Source organism: Bartonella sp. AA23NXGY (assembly GCF_042197165.1).
Lineage (GTDB): Bacteria > Pseudomonadota > Alphaproteobacteria > Rhizobiales > Rhizobiaceae > Bartonella.
Genome location: NZ_JBHIRO010000009.1, coordinates 86,503 through 110,080, shown reverse-complemented (window position 1 = coordinate 110,080; position 23,578 = coordinate 86,503). Strand labels below are relative to the sequence as shown.

Annotated in this window: 16 protein-coding genes; 7 read left to right on the top strand and 9 right to left on the bottom strand. The window is 36.1% G+C overall.

Annotated features, from left to right (window positions below):
- Positions 1-28: 28 nt before the first annotated feature.
- Positions 29-730, bottom strand: coding sequence for a response regulator transcription factor CtrA (ctrA, locus tag ACFINY_RS06420; RefSeq protein WP_273790819.1), 702 nt, complete (start codon positions 728-730; stop codon positions 29-31).
- 563 nt (positions 731-1,293) lie between these two features.
- Here ctrA and ACFINY_RS06415 point away from each other — a divergent pair.
- Positions 1,294-1,680 carry a flagellar export protein FliJ gene (locus tag ACFINY_RS06415; protein ID WP_375606932.1) on the top strand — a complete coding sequence of 129 codons (387 nt, stop codon included), beginning with the start codon at positions 1,294-1,296 and terminating at the stop codon, positions 1,678-1,680.
- A 139-nt stretch (positions 1,681-1,819) separates the two neighbouring features.
- Here ACFINY_RS06415 and ACFINY_RS06410 read toward each other — a convergent pair whose 3' ends face one another.
- A complete protein-coding gene (locus ACFINY_RS06410; RefSeq protein ID WP_273790817.1) occupies positions 1,820-2,095 on the bottom strand; it encodes a DUF1153 domain-containing protein in 276 nt (91 codons plus the stop codon).
- 390 nt (positions 2,096-2,485) lie between these two features.
- On the opposite strand from ACFINY_RS06410, the gene mnmA reads away from it, so the two are divergent.
- Positions 2,486-3,709 carry a tRNA 2-thiouridine(34) synthase MnmA gene (mnmA, locus tag ACFINY_RS06405; protein WP_375700934.1) on the top strand — a complete coding sequence of 408 codons (1,224 nt, stop codon included), beginning with the start codon at positions 2,486-2,488 and terminating at the stop codon, positions 3,707-3,709.
- A gap of 277 nt (positions 3,710-3,986) precedes the next feature.
- Here the strand turns inward: mnmA and ACFINY_RS06400 are convergent, their stop codons facing one another.
- Positions 3,987-4,796, bottom strand: coding sequence for a TrmH family RNA methyltransferase (locus ACFINY_RS06400; RefSeq protein ID WP_375611960.1), 810 nt, complete (start codon positions 4,794-4,796; stop codon positions 3,987-3,989).
- Between the two features lie 767 nt (positions 4,797-5,563).
- Here ACFINY_RS06400 and ACFINY_RS06395 point away from each other — a divergent pair.
- Positions 5,564-6,472: a cation diffusion facilitator family transporter gene (locus ACFINY_RS06395; RefSeq protein ID WP_375700933.1), complete on the top strand. Its 909-nt coding sequence runs from the start codon at positions 5,564-5,566 to the stop codon at positions 6,470-6,472.
- A 717-nt stretch (positions 6,473-7,189) separates the two neighbouring features.
- On the opposite strand, the gene ACFINY_RS06390 is transcribed toward ACFINY_RS06395, so the two are convergent.
- Positions 7,190-8,029, bottom strand: a complete 840-nt coding sequence (locus tag ACFINY_RS06390) for a DUF1460 domain-containing protein (RefSeq protein WP_375611962.1) — start codon at positions 8,027-8,029, stop codon at positions 7,190-7,192.
- 548 nt (positions 8,030-8,577) lie between these two features.
- Here ACFINY_RS06390 and ACFINY_RS06385 point away from each other — a divergent pair.
- Positions 8,578-9,798 (top strand): MFS transporter, encoded by a 1,221-nt coding sequence (locus ACFINY_RS06385; RefSeq protein WP_375611963.1) that lies wholly within the window; start codon positions 8,578-8,580, stop codon positions 9,796-9,798.
- A gap of 870 nt (positions 9,799-10,668) precedes the next feature.
- Here the strand turns inward: ACFINY_RS06385 and carA are convergent.
- Positions 10,669-11,865: a glutamine-hydrolyzing carbamoyl-phosphate synthase small subunit gene (gene carA / locus ACFINY_RS06380; RefSeq protein ID WP_375611964.1), complete on the bottom strand. Its 1,197-nt coding sequence runs from the start codon at positions 11,863-11,865 to the stop codon at positions 10,669-10,671.
- A 235-nt stretch (positions 11,866-12,100) separates the two neighbouring features.
- On the opposite strand from carA, the gene ACFINY_RS06375 reads away from it, so the two are divergent.
- Positions 12,101-12,598, top strand: a complete 498-nt coding sequence (locus ACFINY_RS06375; RefSeq protein WP_375611965.1) for a GatB/YqeY domain-containing protein — start codon at positions 12,101-12,103, stop codon at positions 12,596-12,598.
- Between the two features lie 677 nt (positions 12,599-13,275).
- Here the strand turns inward: ACFINY_RS06375 and ubiC are convergent.
- From ubiC to ACFINY_RS06355, 4 genes are all read right to left on the bottom strand, one after another.
- Positions 13,276-13,782, bottom strand: coding sequence for a chorismate lyase (gene ubiC / locus ACFINY_RS06370; RefSeq protein WP_375611966.1), 507 nt, complete (start codon positions 13,780-13,782; stop codon positions 13,276-13,278).
- 1,148 nt (positions 13,783-14,930) lie between these two features.
- Positions 14,931-15,182 carry a GlsB/YeaQ/YmgE family stress response membrane protein gene (locus tag ACFINY_RS06365; RefSeq protein ID WP_375611967.1) on the bottom strand — a complete coding sequence of 84 codons (252 nt, stop codon included), beginning with the start codon at positions 15,180-15,182 and terminating at the stop codon, positions 14,931-14,933.
- A gap of 857 nt (positions 15,183-16,039) precedes the next feature.
- Positions 16,040-17,731, bottom strand: coding sequence for a Na/Pi cotransporter family protein (locus ACFINY_RS06360; protein ID WP_375611968.1), 1,692 nt, complete (start codon positions 17,729-17,731; stop codon positions 16,040-16,042).
- Between the two features lie 69 nt (positions 17,732-17,800).
- Positions 17,801-19,018, bottom strand: coding sequence for a mechanosensitive ion channel family protein (locus ACFINY_RS06355; protein WP_375638344.1), 1,218 nt, complete (start codon positions 19,016-19,018; stop codon positions 17,801-17,803).
- A 134-nt stretch (positions 19,019-19,152) separates the two neighbouring features.
- Here ACFINY_RS06355 and dnaG point away from each other — a divergent pair, with 134 nt between their 5' ends.
- Entirely contained in the window at positions 19,153-21,090 is a 1,938-nt protein-coding gene (gene dnaG, locus ACFINY_RS06350; RefSeq protein ID WP_375651033.1) for a DNA primase, read from the top strand.
- 390 nt (positions 21,091-21,480) lie between these two features.
- Positions 21,481-23,496 (top strand): RNA polymerase sigma factor RpoD, encoded by a 2,016-nt coding sequence (gene rpoD, locus ACFINY_RS06345; protein WP_375700936.1) that lies wholly within the window; start codon positions 21,481-21,483, stop codon positions 23,494-23,496.
- Positions 23,497-23,578 lie beyond the last annotated feature (82 nt).

Below are 23,578 nucleotides of genomic sequence, written 5' to 3'. Positions count from 1 at the left end.
GAGATTTTACAATGTGCATGTTCACTGCTTAAGCGGTTTTTCGTACGTTCTCTTCAACTGGATCACGTAATACATAACCACGTCCCCAAACTGTATCAATGTAATTTACACTGGAAGAGACTGCTTCCAATTTTTTCCGCAATTTACAAATAAAAACATCGATAATCTTTAGTTCTGGTTCATCCATTCCACCATAGAGATGATTGAGAAACATTTCCTTGGTAAGGGTGGTACCTTTGCGTAAAGAGAGAAGCTCTAACATTTGGTATTCTTTACCGGTTAAGTGAACAGGGCGCCCTGCAACTTCGACAGTTTTTGTGTCAAGGTTAACGGTGAGATCTCCGGTAACAATAACCGATTGTGCATGTCCTTTTGAACGACGAACAACTGCATGGATACGTGCAATGAGCTCATCCTTATGAAAAGGCTTCGTCATATAGTCGTCTGCTCCAAAGCCAAAACCACGAACCTTATCTTCAATGGCATTCATACCAGAGAGGATTAGGACAGGAGTTTTTATTTTTGCCAACCTTAGAGTCCGCAAGACATCATACCCTGACATGTCAGGCAAATTCAGATCAAGCAAAATGATATCATAATCATAGAGTTTTCCTAAATCGATACCTTCTTCACCCAGATCAGTGATATAAACATTAAAGTTAGCCGACTTTAACATCAACTCAATGCTTTGAGTAACTGCTCTATCATCTTCAATTAATAATACGCGCATTTTAGATCCCTCACTTTGCTCCTTCACGAATCATAAGGAGCATTTCTATTTTATATCAGTTAGCAAAACCACTGTTATAAAAACAATTCATTAAATCAAACACTTATAACAAAGCGTTTATGAACATTTCAGTAGTACGCGTAACAATCACTACTAAATTCCCCACTATCCATGATAGTGGTTAACAAAATATTTTTATTTTTGAAAGAGGCTACAAAATTATTTTAGAAAAATCCTATATTTTTTAACATAATAAAAAAGGAGGGCTTTTTCTATAAACTTTAACTTAAAAAAATTTGTAAAAGAGCTTTATAAATTACTTTTTTATAATTTCAGTGTTTATTTACTGAGCTTTAAACCTCTTCAGTTTATAATGGGGGAAAAGTTAAAGAAATAGTTATTGCTCTTTAAAGCAGATTGTATTTTCAGATGCTTTAATGCAAGGCAAAAATTATTATAATTTCAAGTTAATAGACTGTTTTTGTCGGATAGATATATAACTAAAAGATATTTATTGGGTGTGAATGCGAGTTTTGAGTTGGCGCAATCAAGGAGTAGTGAGTATGAAGCCACGAGAAAATATGGTGCGATTGAGGATGTTTCAAGTGCGTGGAAAGCGCCGTGAAATTGCACAGCTTGAGATGATGATCGCAGAATTTGAACGAATGGTGTTAGAGTTGGAAGCACAGATTACTCATGAAGAACGTAAATCTGGAAACAATGATGTTCACCATTTTGCTTATTCTGCTTTTGCGCGTGCAGCGCGGCAAAGACGTGATAATCTGATCAATTCAATTCGTGATTTAGAACTTCAAAAAACAAATGCTGAAATTGCTCTCCATGAAGCTAATACAGAGCTGCAACGTGCACAGCTTTTGGAAGCACGAGAAAAGAAGATTGCTGCGGATGATAAGGATATTTTGATTCAATCTAATTCAATGGTTGGCTAATTTAATGGCTGGATGATAAAAGCAATTATTGAAAAATCCATTCTTTCAGGTTTATCTTTTGGATATAGTATAAAACAGCCAAACTTTTATCAAGTTTGGCTGTTTTATAGATTGCTTTATGTTATTAATCAATGGCAACTTAATGCCTGTAGTGTTGAATCTTGGTCGTTCGTAATCCCGCTAAACCGTGTTCATCGATTAAACTTTGCCATGAAAGAAATTCTTCTACGGTCAAAGTATAACGGTGGCACGCTTCGTCAAGACTTAACAATCCACCTCTGACAGCCGCAACAACTTCAGCTTTGCGACGAATCACCCAGCGCCGTGTTGTTTGCGGCGGTAGGTCGGCAATTGTAAGCGGACTTCCATCTGGCCCAATAACATATTTCATTTGTGTTTTTATCAAGTTGCTCATTCGTATCCTCTACCTTTAGTCAAGGACTTGATTCGTTTATAGAGCATGAAATTTAAAAAAGAGCTAAAAGCGCTGAAAGAAAAAATTAATAAAGTGATTGGGTATGTAAAAAGAAGCTCAAGTTGAAGTGTGTAGAAGAGATTCTTGCAATATTTTACCGGATTTTTCAAAAGAGAAAAAAGGTTTTCTCCTAAACGATTACCATTATGCCTTATTTCTATCATTCTTTTTTTGTTTGCAGCAGCTTTTAAGAAAGTAATGCCTATGGTTGTGGAAAGGATAAAAAAATAATATAAAGGCAATCAATCGTGTAAAAGTGCTAAAGAGCGTGCATCAGAATGTCAACATATGGCTAGCCATTAAACAGAGCATTAAATAGAGAATGAATACATGTTTTTAAACAGTCTTGATTTACCAGGACAACCTGAGGATTCTCGCATTGTTGTTGCAATGTCGGGGGGGGTTGATTCATCGGTTGTTGCAGGTCTTTTGAAAAAGGAAGGGTATAATGTTATTGGCATTACGTTGCAGCTTTATGATCATGGGGAAGCAACGCATCGGGTGGGGGCGTGTTGCGCAGGACAAGATATTGAGGATGCACGCCGCGTTGCAGAAACACTAGGAATACCGCATTATGTTCTTGATTATGAAAAGCGCTTTCGCGAAGCTGTTATTGATCCTTTTGCAGAAAGTTATGCTCATGGAGAGACCCCAGTACCATGTATTGCATGTAATCAAACGGTTAAGTTTGCTGATTTATTAACAACGGCACGCGAATTGGGAGCAGATGCTTTGGCTACGGGACATTATATTCGTTCGCGTTCCCACGGAGCGCATCGAGCACTCTTTCGTCCTCTCGATAATGATCGTGATCAGAGTTATTTTCTCTTTGCAACGACACAAGAACAGATTGATTATTTGCGTTTTCCACTTGGTGATCTTCCAAAAGCCCGCGTTCGTGAAATGGCAGCAGAAATGGGCTTTGTGGTTGCCAATAAGCATGATAGTCAGGATATTTGTTTTGTTCCACAAGGAAAATATTCAGATGTTATCGCAAAACTGCGTCCAGAAGCAGCTAATCCTGGCGTTATTGTCCATATTGATGGAAAGATTTTAGGTAAACATTCGGGAATTGTTAATTATACGGTTGGTCAACGTCGTGGTATTGGGGTGTCAACGGGTGAAGCGCTTTATGTGGTTTATCTCGATGTGGAAAATGCACGTGTTATTGTTGGACCGCGTGAAATGTTAGAAACGCATAAGCTTTTTTTACGTGATGTAAATTGGCTTGGTGATGAGTCGTTATATAATTTCCCTTCTCAAGGTATTGAGGTGGCTGTAAAGGTGCGTTCAACGCGTCCTCCTCACCTTGCGCGCTTACATTATAAAGAAGGTATTTTTTCCGTTGATTTATTGGAATGTGAAAATGGTGTGGCACCAGGGCAAGCTTGCGTTCTTTATGATGGAAATGGTCATGAGGCGCGTATTCTTGGGGGAGGATTTGTAACACATTCAGAACGTGCAGCTGATACTGAAATGATGTTGAAGCGCGTTTTATGCAATCTCGAAACAAAAGATCCTGTTTCCTCAGAACTAAAAACAACAGCTTTATAAAGCATAGTAAATTGATTTATAATGATATTTTTTAATCTTAAACTTGAATGAGAGACTTCCGGAAGATTTTCTCATTGAAAGTTTGTTTTATGATTGAATCCATCAAAATTATATCTTCTGCACGTCATAAGCGGGGTTAGGGTGTGGAAAGTGATGAAAAAAATGTAAAAATGTTTTTTATCAATGCTTTCAAAGGCTAGGGAACGGCAATATTATTGGAGGCTGGTAGATAACATACAACATTAGGTATGTTCTATAACTTGAAGTGTTATCATCTTTAGTGGTCAAAGTTGGTAAAATGAGCAAGTGCAATACCTGAGGCTGTGGCAACATTAAGGCTGTCAAAACCGTCAGTCATGGGAATACGTAAGGTGTTTGATTGTTTTAGTATGTGGAGTGGTAAGCCATCGCCTTCTGTTCCAAAAATAAGTGCTATTCTTTTGCTTTTGTTGGCTTGTTTGAGAGTGTGTGAGGCAGAAGGGGAGAGTGCATAAAGATGAAAGTTTTCATCGTTTAGAGCAGCTATAATGTCATCTATATCAGCGTTTTGCGTATAGGGTACTTTTAAAGCAGCGCCGGCAGAAACTCTTATTGATTTGCGATAAAGTGGATCGCATGAGGTTTTGTCGACAATAATGCCATTACTGGCAAAGGCTGCTGCATTACGAAAAATTGATCCCATATTATCGTGATTCGAGATACCACATAAAACAAGAATCAAAGCTTTTTCTGGAAGATATTGTAAAAAACTTTGTAAGGATGGCAGTATTTTTCGTTTACCAATACCCAGAACACCACGATGAACATGGAAGCCGGTGATATTATCCATAACTTTTTGTGGAACGCAATAAATGGGACATAGGGGCTGTGTTTTTTCTAAAAGCGGTAGAAGTCCAGAGAGACGGTTTGCTACGATGAGCAGTGAGATGGCAGAAAACTCTTTCGAATGTAGTAATGCGGACAATGTTACTTTGCCTTCAGCAATAAATTGATGTTGCCGTCCAACAAGATCTTTTTCACGGATATTATGATAGGCTTTTAGGCGTGGATCATCTGTTTCATTGATTGTTATGATATTCAAATGCATGCGAGATTTTTAGTGCTTTTTTCTTATGATTTCCAGATGTTAGAATTTGTTTTATTTAAAAAGAAGAGATAAAAAAATATTTTTTAAAACTTATGGTAGAATTTGTATTGACAATATGCAACCATAGGTATAATGTAAAAATACTGATACGGAATCATATATTTTTTCTCGTATCGGGTGCAGTGTCTTGGGTCCCCGCTATTTCCCAAGTTCTGTATGCCCTTAGTTTTTAAGGGAAAAGAATCTGGGTCCCCAATGCCCAGATTCTTTTTTTTTGAGGGTAATCATTGTTCTTCTTTTTATATCTAAATTTTTCAGTAAATCATATTTTAAAATCCTGTTGACCTGTAAAGTTACTGTAGAGTGCTAAGATATTTTTTCTAAGGTGCAAAGATGGCTTATAGATGGGTTATAATGCACATCATAAGACTGAAAAATAATGCATGATCATGATAGATTTGAGCAAAAACAAGTTTTTCGTTTATGAGAAGTGAGATGGCTTTAAGTTATTCAGAAAACGATTAATAATGAAGGTTATGTGTTTGATTGCTCTTGGGAAAGCTCTTTTCTCTATTATTTTCTCTCTTCTTTATTTATTGGTGCTGTTCGTATAACTGAGCAGTTTTTACGATAATAATGGTGAGCTGAGGCGTTTATTGTATGATGAAGCTTCTGTAATATTGAGGAAAGATCGTCGTTATGCAAAAAGTATAATGATATGGTTGAAAATATTAATTCCCTATTTCGTGAAGAAAAGGATGAGGTTCATGGATGTAAAAATCAATATACAAAGCTTAACTTTATACTCTATTTTTATTGCGTGTATTGTTTTTGCTTTGAAATATTGGGCATATCACATCACAGGTTCGGTTGCACTTTATTCTGATGCATTGGAATCAATCGTTAATATCCTTGCGTCATTGGCAGCATGGTGGGCTGTTAAAGTGAGTATGAAGCCAGCAGATCATGATCATCCCTTTGGGCATCATAAAGCGGAATATTTTTCCGCAATTCTTGAAGGGGTACTCATTATTATTGCGGCATTTGTTATTTTAAGAGAAGCATGGATAGCTCTTTCTACCGTTAAATTGTTGCAGAAACCTGGAATATGGCTTGTTATTCATCTTATTGCAACTGTCATAAACTGTATGTGGGGAATGGTTCTTATTGGGCAGGGAAAACTCCATCGCTCACCGGCTCTTAAAGCTGATGGAGTACATTTTATAACTGATGTTTTTACGTCGCTTGCAATTTTAATTGGTTTAATTGCCGGTTTTGTCGGAGGATGGGGAGCTTTAGATCCAATTTTAGCGATAATCGTTGCCGTTAATATTCTCTTACAGGGCTGGAAGGTGATTAGAAATGCTGTTCAGGGATTAATGGATGTTGGCGTTGAATTGAATGAAAGCATGCGGATTCGTGAGCTGATTTCTGCAAATGCATCGGGTGCGCTTGAGGTCCATGATTTGCGGACGCGTGTTGCTGGGAGGGTTACTTTTATAGAGTTTCATTTGGTTGTACCTGCTATAATGCCGGTAGGTGAAGCACATAAAATTTGTGATAAAATCGAAGCTGTTCTTCAAAAAGAATTTGATAATGTGCGTATTTCTATTCATGTCGAGCCTGAAGATGAGGCAAAATTGCCTCCCGGTACAACGGTAATCCCTTTTATATAAAAAGATTTTTTCAAATGGGTTGTCATGTTACGAACATTAATTTTTTACGGTGTGGCAACTCATATCTCTTGAAAATACGATGATGCTCTTTTGTTGATTGTATTTTTGCATCAATAAAGGGGAAGATTAAACAGAGTCTCTTAAGGCAAGATTTATTCTGTTATCGTACACTGTCATTTAAGGTGTGGTGAGATAAGACCTATAAAATTTGATCTCTTAAGCATTTTTTGAGTGCGCGGTCAATGCCGAGCAGTAAGGCTTGCTGGTGGCGTTTAATTGAATTACATGAAATGGTTATCCGCTGAAATTGGCTTAAGAAGATGTATTGTTTACGGGGCTGTCAAGAATAGATCTCTTGTTTTTGAGGGCGAGAGGAAATAGAGCTTAATTATAAATTTTATATAAAATACTTTGTGAGACAATAATCATAACATACCTTATTTTACTTATGCTTGCAAAAAAATATTTTTTATATTCATAAAGATTAGAATGGCGGTGGTCTATAGATAATTCTTAGCTCGAGCATATGAAAAGAAAGTATGATACAAGAAATAACAGAGTTTTGCTTGCCTTCAGCCTTCAGTCAGTAAAGGTAATTATAACCGCCATTCTTCAAATATGATTTTATCCGTGTAGATTATACAAAGTTAGACGTTTATCTGAATAGCTTCAGTATATCTATTAAGAATAGAAAAGCTATTTCATATCGCTATGATGTTATTCAAGGGCTCTTAAAACGACGATTCCTGGTGTTTTTGCAACATAATCCATAAAAGGGGTATCGACGACTTTTTCATTTTCTTTGTGTGAAGGAGCATGTCGTAACATCGGCCCTTTATCTGTCATGATAAAGAAACTCACATGTGTTACATCCAATCCAGCAAGTTTTGCATAAATACCAATGAAATCCCCTGATTTTAAACGGCTTATAACCTCTTCATTAATAAAGTTACTTGGAATATACGTTATTGTGCGTTTCACAACTGGAAGTCCAGGAAGATAGCTTTCACCATCAGCTTTTTTGTTGAGATATTTTTCTATTTTTACCGCATGGGGACTTATTTCAGCGGTAATATCAGTGGCGAGTTTATATTCTCTATAAGCCCAATCCGTAAAAAAATGTTTCCGATTTAAAAAATCAACATTACCGTTAATATAACGCGTTTTTATGACGTTATTTATGAATTCTGTTTGGGATGTTGATTTGCGCAATGCTTCAACATAATCCATACAAGTGAAGTTATCTAAGCTTCTAAAATCAATAATCAGTTTTTCTGGTGTATTTTCTGAGCCATGTAACATATTAGCTTTGTAAGGTGTTCCTAAAAAAGCTTCAGAAAGAAAGTCAATCACGGCTCCTTTTTCGTGATCATTTATTTCTGAACGTTTTTTGAGAAGAGCATTTAATTTATTTAAAGTATAGGGATCTAGCTCTACGCTGGTTGTTTGTTGTGTTTCTATTTTATTTTCTATCCCCCCCTCTTGTGAATAAGAATTTTGGACATCACGTCCTATCACTAACATTAAAGTGAGAATTAATAGGGATATTTTTTGCATTTTACACACCATTTTTAAATTTAACAGTTCACGGACAACACGTACTAAAAGAACTGTTTTCTCATGCTTATTAGCATTTTAATGTAATAATAACATATAATATTGATTGATTCAATAAATATAATCATTTTTTACAGTATTAATATATTTTACGATGATTATTAAATATTTAAATTATTATATGGCATTGATTTATCTAATAGAGTTGATGTTTTAAAAATTAGCAGTATGATAAGTTGTAATAATGTATTATAAAATTAATCATAATATCTATCAAATTATTTTGATATTCTATGTCTTACGATTAATTGTTAATGATTTATTCTCATAAGTATTTTTTTCATTTAATATAAAAGATATTTTTTATACTTTGATAATGATATATCAAGTAAAAAATAATTTTATATTTTTATCTTGACTCTTTTTGTAATTTTTAATTTGTTATTATTTCATATATGAAAATTATACAGCATAGAATACTTTTAAAAGGAAAAGGGAGTTAAAAGAGAGCGGGGGAGTCATTGTATGCGTAAAATAGTGTGTATGTTATGCAAGACCAAATGCTCAATCCGAAATTTGTTCAGCGTGGGCTCATTTTAGTGTTCATCACTTTATTGTTAGATATTCTTTGTATTGCGATCATTTGTCCTGTTTTGCCTGAATATTTTTCTCAATTAACTGGAAAAGAGGTCAGTACATCTTTTGTAGAAAGAGGAAAATTACTTGCAGCTTATTCAGTGATGCAGTTTTTGTTTGCTCCTGTTATTGGCAATCTCTCTGATCGTTATGGTCGTCGTCCTATTTTGCTTCTCTCTATTATTTGCTTTGCTCTTGATAATCTCATATGTGCTATAGCATGGAGCTATTCTATGTTATTTATCGGGCGTCTTTTGTCAGGGATAAGTGGCGCTAGTTTTGCAACTTGTACAGCTTATCTTGCGGATATATCTGATGATAAAACCCGTACACGCAATTTTGGTCTGTTAGGCATTGCATCCGCATTGGGGTTTATTTTAGGATCGTTTATTGGTGGTTTTTTAGGTCAGTTTGGTCCGCGTATTCCGTTTTATTTTGCTGTTGGTTTTTCACTCATTAATTTTATTTTTTCTTGGGTTATGCTTCCAGAAACCCTTTCTTTATGGAATAGGCGCTTTTTTGATATTAAGCGGGCAAATCCCTTAGGTGCTTTTTGGCATCTGAAACAATACCCGATGGTTCTTTGGGTGTTATTGGTCTTTTTTCTTTATTGGTTTGCGGAATCTGTATGGTTAAGCATTTGGGCTTTCATTGCAAAAGAACGCTATGATTGGAGTTCTTTTTCTATTGGACTCTCCTATAGTGTTTTTGGGATAGGCCAATTTATTGTAGTCGCTCTCATTTTGCCTTATTTTTCTAAACGATGGAGTGATTGGCATATTGTTATAGTAGGGCTTTTGTTTGCCTCTGTTGCTATGCTGGGTTATACATTTGCGACGCAGGGGTGGATGGTTTATATGGTTTGTGTGTGTACTATGCTTGAGTATCTTGTTCATGCACCTATACGTGCTATTGCTTCAGCGCAGGTACCGACAAATGTACAAGGAGAACTGCAAGGAGCGATGACATCTGTTATTTCGTTGAGTTTAACATTTGGTTCTGTTTTTTATGTGTTTCTTTTTGAATGTTTTACAGATAAAAATGCACTGTTTTATTTTTCTGGTGCTCCTTTTGTTGGAGGCTTTTTTCTTCTTGTTGTTGCGACAGTTATTTTTGTCTTGCGGGTACGTTAATTTGTTGAGAGGGGCTGGTACGTACTATTTTGCTAGAGAATGCACAAGATAAACAAAATGTATCATTTTATAGGCAGAAAGTTTTTTGTGATATTTGTTTCACAAAGTGTTGTATAGAATATCGATATATCCTTCTCATTTAGTGAAAATAATTTTTTTATTTTGTGATATTGTTTGTATAGGGGAGACCGTATTTTTTCTATTGCTTGCAAATTAATATCCAGTGCTAATGTAGCAGCATATTGAAAAAAAAAGATTAAAACGTATCTGAGTTAGATGTATCAGTATTGTATGAACAATTCCAAATTTTATATGGCAAATTGGAAGTAAAATATTGCTTATATTTGTTGGCATCATTTCTGGAATCGAAAGACAACCTCATTTTGGAAGAATATAACGTTGTAAAATTGAAAAGATGTTTTCTGTTTTGCGATTACTTTTTTATTCGACTTTACAGTTTTCAAAACCATCTACGGCAATATCTTTTAAAAAGTAGAGATTTGTTGCACTGTCTCACACTTTAATTTTTTTATTCTTTAGGAGGAGTTATGCTTCTCATGCACAATAGAATGCTTAAAATTGTATTGTGAATCAAATGCTTATTTGAAGTTTAGACACTTTACTCTTTTTAAAAATAGTTTTTATCGATACACTTACCTTGCTTGGGGGGAGAAGCCAATGATTTTGATGGATACGACCTTAAGAGAAGAGGAGGGAGAAAAATTTAAGTTATTCAGTGCGCTCTTTTTAGTTTTAGAATGATCAATAAGAATATTTATTCAATAAGTTGTAGGTATAAAAATAATATAATTGTGCGTAGGAAGATGATATAATTTAAAGGAGAGAAGTTAAAAGGTGAGGCTTTTTATTTTAAGATATTTTTTTATAATTCATAATGAGATCACTAAAATGCTGAAAGAGGTAGTGGCTATCTTGTGGTCCAGGAGAAGCTTCGGGGTGATATTGAACAGAAAAAACAGGTTTTCCAATGATTCGAATACCACAGTTTGAACCATCAAAGAGAGAAATATGTGTTTCTTGAACATGTTGTGGTAAAGAGGAAGAATCTACGGCAAAACCGTGATTCATCGATACAATCTCAACTTTTCCAGTGTTAAGGTCTTTAACTGGGTGGTTGGCACCATGATGTCCTTGGTGCATTTTCACGGTTTTTGCACCAACCGTAAGAGCGAGAAGTTGATGACCAAGACATATTCCAAAAATTGGTAAATTATGATCAATTAATGTTTTGATTGTTGGAATGGCATATTGAGCTGTAGCTGCGGGGTCTCCTGGTCCATTAGAAAGAAAAACGCCATCAGGGTTCATTGCTAGAATTTCTTTTGCAGTTGTGTGGGCAGGCACAACAGTAATGCGGGCTTTTTGTGTTGCCATAAGGCGAAGAATATTACGTTTAATACCGTAGTCAATTGCAATGATATGAAGATTGTGCACATTGTTTGTACCGTATCCTTTATTCCAACTCCATGGTTTTTCATTCCATTGCATTGATGATTGAGATGTCACGTCTTTCGTAAGGTCAAGATTGACGAGACCTTGCCATTTTTGCGCACGTTTCTTTAAAGAAGGAATATCAAAGTTTCCATTAGCATCGTGTGCAATGACAGCATTTTGTGCACCTTTTTCACGAATAAGAATTGTGAGTGCACGTGTATCAATACCACAAAGTGCAATAATTTTACGCGTTTTAAGCCATTGATGAAGATTTTCATTGGATCGATAATTTGAGGGATGTGTAATGTCTGCTTTGAAAATAGCGCCAACAGCACCATGACAATTGAGAGGAGAGAGATCTTCAATATCTTCGCTATTTGCCCCTACATTTCCTATATGAGGAAAAGTAAAATTAACGATTTGTTGTGTGTATGACGGGTCTGTGAGGATTTCTTCATAGCCTGTGATGGCGGTGTTAAAACACACTTCAGCTTCAGCTATACCTGTAGCACCTGCTCCTTTGCCTTCAATAACGGTTCCATCTGCTAAGACTAAGAGGGCTGTCGGTTTTTTGATACTCCAAGGGTGGCTGGGTGAAGTCGCTTGTATCATAGTATGTATCCACAATTTATTCTAAAGGTATGATGGCTTATTCTCTGAAAGGTATAATGATCAACTTTACACAAAAATCATACCTTTAGCAGATGCTGTGCATATTATTCTGGTAACGTTTCGCTTGAAATAGGCAGTATAAGTACATTCCATGAAGAGGTAAAGTCTTGTTTTAGCTTTTCGAAGATCGAGTCCTTAATTATTTTTTTATTCTCCATTGCAAGATGGATAAAGATTGGTTAAAAGGCATCTTCTTCTTGAACAAAAATTGGATAAATTTATGTTGCGTAACCAGATTGATGGGGCTCTTAGGGCTGCTTTGAAAGCGCAAGATAGTGCGCGTCTTGCTACACTTCGTTTAATGAATGCTGCAGTTAGGGATCGTGATATTCTTTATTATGATGAAGGGAAGCTAGAAGTGGATGATCAGCAGATACAGTCTGTTTTCACTAAAATGCTTCAACAGCGTGAAGAATTGATGCGAGCCTATAAAGAGTCTGGTTGCTTGGAATTGGCAGAGAGAGGACAAGCAGAAATAGAAGTTATTCGTGAATTTCTTCCCTATCAACTTAAGGAGATGGAAGTAGAACAGGTTCTTTGTGAAGCTTTGGCACAAACAAAGGCAGAAAAATTACGCGATATCGGTAAGGTGATGGCATGGCTTAAGGAACGGTATGCGGGGCAAATGAATTTTTCTAAAGTGTGCAATAGTCTTCGTCAAAAATTGCAATAGATCTTGTTAATTCAAGGGGATTGGAAAATGTTTTTTATTGTGCGTCGCCTTTGTAAATCAGTAGGATGTTGATAAATGTCATTTATCTTGTACTTACATACTATTATCAAAAAAATAACTTTTTGATATCAACGAAATTTTTTTGGCTCTTATAGAGCAATAAACATTCTTTTAAGTATTATATTTTTCTGTTCTTCAAAGCTGTTAGACCATTAAAAAACAAAAAGATTATAGAGTTTTTACTTTTTTAAAAAGATCTATTGTCAGCACTGTTAAAAATTTTAAAACAGAATGATTAAGCTAATTGATACAGATTTCCAATTTTGGGGAGTGTATTATTGTCTTTTTTGCTGTTTCAAAGCATTTGTTTGATAAAGAGTTACCGTATTTAGAGTAGTGATTATTCAGCAAAAAATTTAAACGTAGATGGTTTTATCAATATGGTGTGTATCTTTTTAATTCAAGTGCTGGTTTTAATGATAAGAAAATCAGAATTTTAGAACGTTTTTTCTAGGGAAGAGATTTTTTAAGCTGAGTTGATGAAATAAAAGGATATTTTGAAAAGAAGTCTTTGTTTTTAATGTGTTCTTGAGATGATTTTGAAATTCTTTTCTCTGATTAAATCCCTTATAAGCTATATGAAATCTATAAGTTATGCAGAATAAAATGAGTAACCTCTATTTGTGGGGATACAGTGGTGAATCTGTTAAAAATAGTTCAGTTAGCAACAATGGCTTACCCGTTAACCGCAAACGGGAACGGCGTGCCCATAGCGCACCTTGTTGACCAATATGAATGTAATCGCGGGTTAATTTGTCATTGTTAAATAAATAATGTCCTAGAGGTACAGTTCCCAAATGCATCAAGGCTTGATTGTGTAGGAGGGTTTCTTGTGGAATTACAGTGCGTCCAAGGAGCCAAGGTTTATTATCTCCCATTAATATGACTTCGCGTAGCCAATAACGCGCATTTTCGGGGAGATGCTCTGCTTCTTCTGTTAATTTATCTCGCGTAATAAAACATTCGCGTTGTGGTTGAACTTGGAGGCAGGTACAATATTTCTTTAATCGAAGCGTCATTGAGCCCGATTCCATGAGCCAATCGCGAACATTTTCTGGTATTGGAGGATTTTGATCAGAGAACCACTTTAGAGGTGGTAAGATGGAATCTTCAAGATCAGACATCGTTTTACTCCACAGCTAAAGTCTTATTCCATATGTTATGTTGGGTTAAATAGATAGCTCTATTGTAATACAAGGAGTATAAAAGCAGCAAGATTTTAACAGGAAGATATCAAAGGGAAAATCGAAAGCAAAGGTCTTTAAAAGAAGATATGCAGGAAGTATATATTATAGGATTATTTTCATTTAAAAAAGTAAAATAAAGTATTATGTTTTGTTCAAGGTGCTTTCACAATGCATTACGGAAATTTCTTTATCGCATGAGAGCAATGGGAAAAATGTTTCGTGCTTTAAAATTCGTTTGTAACGCATATAAAGAAGAGCTAAAAATTCATCTATGCAAGATGATATAAAGAGGAAATTTTAAGAGGAACAAAACTTTATTTTATACTTTAGAAAGAGAAGAGATATTCAAATCTTTTGAATTGAGATGTAAAGGAGATCGTATTCTTTATAATCAAGAAGTTTATAGTAATGCATATATTTTTGCAAAATATATTATATTATTAAAATTTTGAAATATTACATCACATAATGTGTATTAATTTTATAATAAATTTGCATTAATATTATTAATTTTTAATTATATATTTTTATTATTAAAAATAAATTTAAAAAACAAATTATAATTTAATTTTTATATTTATTTTAGATACTATTTTATTTCATAGATTAGAAAAAATATTTATCATTTTATTCTTGCCGTCTCTCTTTATTTCTTAAGATGCAAAAAAGCTCTTCGAGTTTTCTTGGTAAAAAGGGTGTTGTTGATAGAGTGTATAGGTGTTAAGCATTATACGGTAGAATTTTTAATCATCGTTAGTGATTTTTGTAACCTTATGAATTGTTATTACAGTGAGATAAGCTGGATTTGCGCACGTGGTACATAAATCAGTTCGTATTTCGTTAAAATAACGCAACATATCTCTCCTGATATGCGTAAGTTTATATAGGTATGAAATGGTGCGTTATAAAGTTCTTTACTGCATTTCGTTTTATAATACGGTGATGGTGTATGCCTAAAATCGCAGCTTAAGCATCTCACCATCATATCAAAATTGGTAACACCAAGTTACAAGAAAATATTTCAAACTCTGCTCGTTGTTTCCTAGTTTTGTATTGAATTCCAAAAGGTGTAAAAAATAAATACTCTATGATCGAATTTTTTGTCCTATCCATATAAGAATACAGGCTCCTATAAAACCTGAAATAAGATAGCCAAGCCAACCAGCAAAACTTACACCTAAAAGACTAAAAAGAAAGCTTGCTAGCGCAGCGCCAATAATTCCTAAGATAATATTTAACAATATTCCTGTTTGGCTTTTCATAATATACTGTGCTGCCCAACCTGCAATCCCGCCGATAATAATAGCAGCAATCCAACCGATGTTTGCATTTTCCATGATACCCTCCTTTGCCTGAATTTAAATTGTAACTAGAGTAAACTTTGTAAAAATCAAGGTTTATTCCTTTTTTTACCAGTGGAAAGGATATTTCTTTTAGATATTTTACTTATTACTTTCCTTTATATAAAAATAATATTCACATTTATATAATAATAATACTTAATAAGTATAAATATACAACATATTTTAATTTATAAATAAATTAATTAATTGATAAATATGAATAAAAGAAGAAAATATTAGTAGAAATGTTCTAAGAACTCATAAAGTGTATTTATAAGCTTTTTAAATCTCTCTCTTAAATTAAAAAAACAATTGTGATTAAAGCAATAAGTAAAATGGATATTTAAAAGTTTGGAGCTTGCCAATTGATATCAATGATGTTTGAAATGAAAACTGTTTCGTTGATACGTTATAGCATGGCTGTATAGGTTGAACCTCTACCAATCTTGATATAAATGTTGCATTTTTGTGGGGTTTTGTATTTCTTATAGAGTATTTCTGTTTCGCTGCTACTGTGAAGCGGTTCCCTTTTTACAAGGCGGGTTTAGGTTGGAACTATCATACTCTTGACCTACTCTTTATGTGTTTAACAGTCTTGGCTTTGAGATGGTTAGGCATTTTTACATCTTTCTTCAAGAGTTCTATTCTACATGCTGCTTTGTTTGTAATGTGCAAGCAAATGACTTTGAGCAAATCATCATGAATAGATTTTAAATGAAAGAAACTTACGATGAAGAAAGCTCATTTAAATTATCGAATAATAAGATATTATTGATTAGATCAATATCTTGACCATATTCAAAATTGAATAATCGATGTGATGTGTGTTTTATTCAAGTTATTTGAAAAGTTTAAGTTTTTTCTGCTTGTTCTTCAGCAGGGTTGCGTAGACGAGAACTTTGAAGAAGTCCCTGTTCTTCTAAAATGGGGTAGATCATTGAGGTCAAAAGAGAGTTGATTTGTTTAAGGTCGCGTACAGTGTCGAGATGAAGACTGGATGATTCTACATTTTTGAGATCCCCTTCACGCAGACGTTTAAAATGTTTTAAACTCATCTCTTTTTCTAAGTTTCGTAGCTGATCTTTTTTTTGTACCAATAGGTGTGCAGTGTGTGTATCACGTGAGACGAGAACGTTAAATGCTATATGCGCGTTGGCTAGTACAATGGCGTGGAAACGAAGGAGGTCACTCCAGCCCTCGCTGCTGAACTGTAAACCTTTTTGTTGTTTCTTTTTAACCAGCATCAACATATTATGAATAATGATATCGCCTGCTTGGTCTAATTTTATACAGGCGCCTAGAAGTTCTTGCGTTTGAAGAGCTTCTTCGTCAGATAATTTTTGTCCCGCTAATCGGGCAAGATAAAGTTTGATGGCGATATGTTTTTTGTCCAATATGGTGTTGAGTTGGTTGAGTTCACGAATAATATTGGGATCAGGCTTTTCATAAAGTCCCATAATTTTTTCTAGCATGATGTCTACAAGATCACAAATATGAATGACTTCACGCATGACATTCGAGAGGGCGAGAGTTGGGCGATCAAGAACACTGTCATCAAGAGCTGTTTGATCGGATAAATTGAGCGTTTTGTCGGCTTGCATTTTTTTTGCACTTATATTCACGATCTGAGTGGTTAATTTTAAAACCCATTTTGAAAGCGGTATTCCAGCAAGGAGAATGAAAACATTAAAAATGATATGGGCGTTGATTACTTGAGTAGGGGCGTTATTGCCAAGCCATGTGATGGGAGGGTGAAAGGAGAGAAATAAGATAAGTATAAGGATTGACCCTGCCCCACGCATGAGTAAATTTCCTAAGGGAACGAGGCGGGTATTAGGAGAGGCGTTGCGCGTTAAAAGTGGTGCTATAAGAGAAGAGCCAAAGTTGACACCAAGAACCATGACAACACAGAGTTGCGTATGGATAAGATCGTAGTTGGCAAAATTGACCAGCAAAATGATTCCTGCAATGGATGAATGTAAGAGGTAGGTTAAGCCAGCAGCCAACAAAAAAGTGGAAATAGGATCGGTTGAAAGATAACGAATGATGCTAGGCAAAATTTCGCTTTCACGTAAAGGTTCTGTCGCGGTACTTATCATCTCTAAAGATAAAATCAAAAGACCAATACCGATGACAATACGTCCTATTTGACGCCATTCACGTTTTTCTGTTGTCATGAAGATACAAGTGCCAATTAAAAGACACAAGGGTACAACAAGAGTGAGGTCATAGGTGAGAATTTTTACAACGATTGCTGATCCTAATTCTCCTCCACGTACAGCCATAAGTCCTGCTACTCCAGAGACAAAACCAGATTCAACGAAAGAGCCAACGAGGAGTGTTATTGCTGTAGAGCTTTGTAAAATCATTGCTGTAAAAAGCCCAAAACTTACGGCAAACAATGGTTTTGAAACGACGTGGCACATTTTATATTTAAGTCTGTCACCATAGGCGCGTTCAACTCCTGTGCGCACCATGCGTGTGGCCCAGAGAAGTAAAGAAATAGCGCCGGCAAGATGAAGGAGTACCAATGAACCATTCATGATACTTTATTCTTTCTTTGTTGTTGTGAATGTGGTTGCCTCAAATTAATAAATTGAAGTTTATTGTTTTTATTTCACTTTTGCTTTTAATACTTGATTAAAATCATAACCGCTTGGATTTTGAAAAACCTTTAGACCGAAACAGGGCAGAATGGAATAAAGGTGATCAAAGATATCGCCTTGAATTTGTTCATAGTCGATCCAAACGGTGGTGTTCGTAAAGCAATAGATTTCTAAGGGTAAACCATTTTCTGTAGGAGGTAATTGCCGTGCCATGAGGGTCATATTAGGGTTGATGTTTAGATGCTGTTGTAGATAAGCAAAAACATAAGCACGAAAAGTTCCAATGTTGGTTAAACGGCGCGTATTGGCTAAGACATCATGATTTTTATCTAATTGAGCGTTCCATTGTTCGATTTCTTCTACTTTTTGCGTGAAATAACTTTCTAATAAATTAAATCGGGAAAGATATTTTTGTTCTTCTTTTGTGAGAAAATGGATACTTGATTGATCAATAAAAAGGGAGCGTTTGATGCGTCTGCCACCCGATTCTTGCATTCCACGCCAATTTTTAAAAGGGTCGGTCACAAGTTTACGGATAGGAACTGAGGTGATGGTGTTGTCGAAATTTTGAACTTTAACAGTATGCAAGGCAATTTCAATAACATCACCATCGGCACCGAGATTGGGGATTTCAATCCAATCCCCAACACGAACCATATCAGTAGATGAAATTTGAATACCGGCAACGAGAGAAAGAAGCGTATCTTGAAAAATTAACATGAGAACCGCGGCCATTGCACCAAGACCGGAGAAGAGAATAAGAGGGGAACGGTCAATCAATGTAGCGACCATTAAAATTGTTGCAACAGCAAAAAGTGCAATTTTAGCAATTTGAATATAACCTTTTATTGGTTTTAGTCGTGCTGTTGGTCGTTGTTCGTAAAGGATGTTAATGACATTGAGACAGGAAGAAATTGTCAGGACGACAAAGAAGATAATGAAGGCGTTGGCAACATTACTGATGACAGTGCTAAATGCATCGGGCAATGTTGAGATAAAATTAACACCAATTGAAAGAATAAAAGCTGAAATGATATCCGCTATGTATTGAATAGCATTATTAATATCGATCGTTGTATTTTTGGGGAGAAAAGAAGAGAGTTTTTTTGCTCCGTGAATAAGTAATTTTCGTCCTAGAAAGTTCACTAAAAGGGCAGCTATAGTAAGAATAACAAGCCAAGAAATAGCCTCTAACCACGGATATTGAGCAATAAATTCGATCACTTTTTATTCTCCATTTCTAAAAATATATGCAGTTGAGGGTTTAAAATTTTACAACTGCTTAAGAGGAAGTATTGGAATTATGCTCTAAAGTCGTTAAATATGCAAAAAAGAATTTTCAAACTCTGTGAGAGATAATGCGTTTTCCGCCCGATTTCCTTAATGAATTGCGTACGAGACTCCCAATTTCAACAGTGATTGGGCAACGGGTGGATTTTGATCCTCGAAAAAGTAAGCCTTCACGGGGAGACTTTTGGTGTTGTTGTCCATTTCATGGTGAAAAAACGCCAAGTTTTCATTGTGATGATCATAAAGGGCGCTATTATTGTTTTGGTTGTGGTGTAAGTGGAGATATTTTTACCTTTTTGTGTGAGCTTGATGGATTGCACTTTTCAGAAAGTGTAGAGCGTTTGGCTGATTTTGCGGGAATAAAACTCCCTATTTTGGATTCACAAAGTCATAAACGTCAACTGGAAAAAGCTGACCTTTATGATGTGATGAAAATTGCTACAGATTTTTTTCAATATAATTTACGCGATAAAGAAGGTACGCAAGCACGTCGTTATCTGGATGCACGTGGTGTTACACCAGAGCTTGTAGAGCGTTTCCGCATTGGTTTTGCACCGGTAAGGCGTACAGCTTTGAAAGAAGCTTTGAGTGCACGGGGCATTTCAATAAAGCAAATGGAAGAATGTGGGCTTCTCTCAGTGCATGAGGAGAGCGCAGATTCTTATGACCGATTTAGAAATCGCATTATGTTTCCTATCGAAGATTTGCGCGGACGTGTGGTGGCTTTCGGAGGGCGTGCATTAGAGAAAGAGACACGAGCAAAATATCTCAATAGCCCTGAAACAGTGCTGTTTCATAAAGGAAATATACTTTATAACGCGGCAGCAGCTCGCAAAAATAGTCGCTTTGTTGGCGATGAAAAAATTCATTCACTCCTTGTTGTTGAGGGGTATATGGATGTCATTGCATTGACTAAAGCTGGTTTTGAAGGAGTTGTAGCGCCCTTAGGGACAGCATTAACGGAAGCGCAAATTGAGCTTTTATGGCAGATGGGGAAGGAGCCTATTTTGTGTTTTGATGGTGATGATGCTGGTTTAAAAGCTGCTTTTCGTGTTGCTGATCGTGTGTTGCCTCTTTTAAAGGCTGGGGTTTGTGTACGCTTTGTTTTGTTGCCACAAGGGAAAGATCCTGATGAAATTGTTTGTGCTGGTGGAGCACAGCTTTTTTCTTCTTTTTTGCAAAAAGCTATTCCTTTGAGTGAGCTTTTATGGTGGCGTGCTACCTATGGAAAGCATTTTGAAATTCCAGAGGCACGAGCAGCGCTAGAAAAACAACTAAAACAACAAATTTTTACGATTAAGGATGAAGATGTCCGTCGTTATTATTTGCAAGATGTAAAAAAACGCCTTTTTGATTTTTTTCGTCCCTCTTTTTCAAAACAAAAGGGGGAAGGGCGATATGGTCAATCTTCACCAAATAGGACCTTTAAAGATCAAACCTTTTCTCTGTTAGCAAATTCTGAAATAGTACGAAATTCTTCGCAATCTATCCCTTTGCGTGAAGCAGTGATTTTACTCACTTTAGCTTACTATCCTGAGTTGTGGTATGAAAATTTTGAAATTCTTTCTGAGTTAGAATTAAAAAATACTCAATTGATAATTTTTCACCAAGCTATGTTGGAAATTCTTGGGGACCAACAGCTTCATGATAAAGAGACGATGGTTGCGTTCTTAGAAAAAAGAGGGCAAAAGGCTCTGTTAGAGCGTATGAAACATCTTGTGCAAAATATTGGTATGCGTATTATTCCTGGTGGAGCCCCTATAGAAGATGCGCGTGCTATATTAAAACAAGCTGTCTACTTGCATCTTCAAGAACACCACCTACATAAGAGGTTACAGGATATTGAAGAGCAACTTGTAGAAAATCCTAAGAGTGAGGTTTTTGATCTGCTTCGTGAGGTAAAAAATGAGCTGGAGCAGATGCAGGCAACAGAAGCGTTAATTGAAGGATTTGGAAGTTGGTTGGATGAAAAAATAGACGGGAATACACAAGATACGATAAAATGATTCGCTTTTTTAATGCGAATCAGTCACTTAAATTTTAGATGAGGAAGTTTATGTGGAGTGACATTTTTATAAAGATGACAATTAAATTTTAGGAAAAGCGGGTAAATTTTAGGAAAAGCGGGAAATTGGTTCTTACGATAGGGTGCAGAGATTATCTCAGAAGGGCTGAGAGGTGTCGGGGAAACTTCTGGAGTTTTCCCGCGTTTTTGTCTGGATGTCGAGTTTGTCTGGATGTCAGGGCGTATACAAAATGTATTCTTTCCAATGGTAATCTCTTAACAGGAAGTATATATGAGTAACTATTGGTAGATTTTAGTGAGAACAAAAAAACTGGTCACATGGAAACTATGGTTACATGGAAACTGTGAAGTGATCGAGTGGAGTTATGGTATGGCAACAAAGGTTAAACAGAAAGATAATGCAGAAGTAACAAACCAAGCGAGTTTGGATAGTCCTCTTCTTGATTTTTCTGGTGATGCCATCAAGAAAATGATTAAACTTGCCAAAAAAAATGGTTACGTAACAATGGATGAACTCAATGCAGTTCTTCCTTCTGACGAGGTTACATCCGAACAAATTGAAGATATCTTGGCGATGTTCTCTGAGATGGGGGTTAATGTTGTGGATGATGAGGATGAAGTCGAGCCTGAAAATTATGAAGAAGAAGTTACGGTAGAGGGGGGTGATTTAGTAGAAGCCTCTAGCCACGCAATTGCAACGACAACGAATAAACGCGAAGTAACAGATCGTACGGATGATCCGGTGCGTATGTATTTGCGTGAGATGGGAGCTGTTGAGCTTCTTTCGCGGGAAGGCGAAATTGCCATTGCTAAGCGTATTGAAGCAGGGCGTGAGACAATGATTGCAGGACTTTGTGAGAGTCCTTTGACTTTTCAGGCTCTTATTATCTGGCGTGACGAGTTAAAAGAGCAGCGTATTCTTCTTCGTGAAATTATTGATCTTGAAACGACTTATGCTGGTCCAGAAGCAAAGCAGGCTCCTGTTATTGAGCGAAGTGAAGTTGATAAGACCGTAGAAGAAAAAATGTCTTCTGGTATACGTAATATGGGGGAGAGCGCAGGAGAGAGAAACATTGAAGACGATGATGAAGAGGACGAGGACGATGTTAACTTATCGCTTGCTGCAATGGAAAATGAACTTTGTCCTCAAGTTATGGAAACATTAGATTTTATTGCTCAAACCTATGTAAAATTACGAAAATTACAAGATCAGCATGTTGAAAGCAGTTTGGCAGAGCGTAAAGAGGGGGCCCTTACATCTTCTCAGAAGAAGAAATATATTCAATTAAAGGGTGAGTTGATTCAAGCAGTAAAATCTCTTTCTTTAAACCAAAATCGTATCGAAGCTTTGGTTGAACAGCTTTATGACATTAATAAGAGATTGATTCATAATGAAGGTAAGCTGAAACGGATTGCCAATAGCTATGGCATTGGCCATGAGGATTTTTTAAAAGAATACCAAGGGCGTGAATTGGACGCAGATTGGATGAATTATATTGCTGCTTTGCCTACACCTGGTTGGAAAGAGTTTTCGGTGCGTGAAGCAAAAGAAATCCAAAAACTGCGAAGTGAGATACAAAGTCTTGCGCAAGAAACGGCTATTTCGATTGGTGAATTTCGTCGGATTGTTATGCAGGTGCAGAAAGGTGAACGCGAATCAACAATTGCAAAAAAAGAAATGGTAGAATCTAATTTGCGTCTTGTCATTTCAATTGCAAAAAAATACACCAATCGTGGTTTGCAGTTTCTTGATCTTATTCAAGAGGGCAATATCGGTTTGATGAAGGCTGTGGATAAGTTTGAATATCGGCGCGGCTACAAATTTTCAACTTATGCAACATGGTGGATTCGTCAAGCTATTACACGTTCAATTGCTGATCAGGCACGTACAATTCGTATTCCTGTTCATATGATTGAAACAATTAATAAAATTGTTCGTACCTCGCGTCAGATTCTCCATGAAATTGGACGAGAACCAACACCAGAAGAATTATCTAGCAAGCTTTCTATGCCGTTAGAAAAAGTACGAAAAGTTCTTAAAATTGCAAAAGAACCCATTTCTCTCGAAACGCCTGTTGGTGATGAAGATGATTCCCATTTGGGTGATTTTATTGAGGATAGGAATGCTTTATTACCAATTGATGCAGCTATCCAAGCTAATCTGCGAGATACGACAACACGCGTTCTTGCTTCATTAACACCACGAGAAGAACGTGTTTTGCGGATGCGTTTTGGAATAGGGATGAATACCGATCACACATTGGAAGAAGTGGGACAGCAGTTCTCAGTTACAAGAGAGCGTATTCGTCAAATTGAAGCAAAGGCACTTCGTAAATTGAAACATCCTAGCCGTTCACGAAAATTGCGCAGTTTTCTCGATTCTTAAATAAAAGAATTCGTGTGCATTTTAATAACTCCCTCTTTCTTCTTAATGAAGGGGGGAGGTGCTTCATGTTGTACTTGGATAC

Coding starts and splice junctions, on each gene's coding strand:
- ctrA (WP_273790819.1), bottom strand. CDS start 730: ATGCGCGTATTATTAATTGAAGATGATAGAGCAGTTACTCAAAGCATT.
- ACFINY_RS06415 (WP_375606932.1), top strand. CDS start 1,294: ATGAAGCCACGAGAAAATATGGTGCGATTGAGGATGTTTCAAGTGCGT.
- ACFINY_RS06410 (WP_273790817.1), bottom strand. CDS start 2,095: ATGAGCAACTTGATAAAAACACAAATGAAATATGTTATTGGGCCAGAT.
- mnmA (WP_375700934.1), top strand. CDS start 2,486: ATGTTTTTAAACAGTCTTGATTTACCAGGACAACCTGAGGATTCTCGC.
- ACFINY_RS06400 (WP_375611960.1), bottom strand. CDS start 4,796: ATGCATTTGAATATCATAACAATCAATGAAACAGATGATCCACGCCTA.
- ACFINY_RS06395 (WP_375700933.1), top strand. CDS start 5,564: ATGGATGTAAAAATCAATATACAAAGCTTAACTTTATACTCTATTTTT.
- ACFINY_RS06390 (WP_375611962.1), bottom strand. CDS start 8,029: ATGCAAAAAATATCCCTATTAATTCTCACTTTAATGTTAGTGATAGGA.
- ACFINY_RS06385 (WP_375611963.1), top strand. CDS start 8,578: ATGCAAGACCAAATGCTCAATCCGAAATTTGTTCAGCGTGGGCTCATT.
- carA (WP_375611964.1), bottom strand. CDS start 11,865: ATGATACAAGCGACTTCACCCAGCCACCCTTGGAGTATCAAAAAACCG.
- ubiC (WP_375611966.1), bottom strand. CDS start 13,782: ATGTCTGATCTTGAAGATTCCATCTTACCACCTCTAAAGTGGTTCTCT.
- ACFINY_RS06365 (WP_375611967.1), bottom strand. CDS start 15,182: ATGGAAAATGCAAACATCGGTTGGATTGCTGCTATTATTATCGGCGGG.
- ACFINY_RS06360 (WP_375611968.1), bottom strand. CDS start 17,731: ATGAATGGTTCATTGGTACTCCTTCATCTTGCCGGCGCTATTTCTTTA.
- dnaG (WP_375651033.1), top strand. CDS start 19,153: ATGCGTTTTCCGCCCGATTTCCTTAATGAATTGCGTACGAGACTCCCA.
- rpoD (WP_375700936.1), top strand. CDS start 21,481: ATGGCAACAAAGGTTAAACAGAAAGATAATGCAGAAGTAACAAACCAA.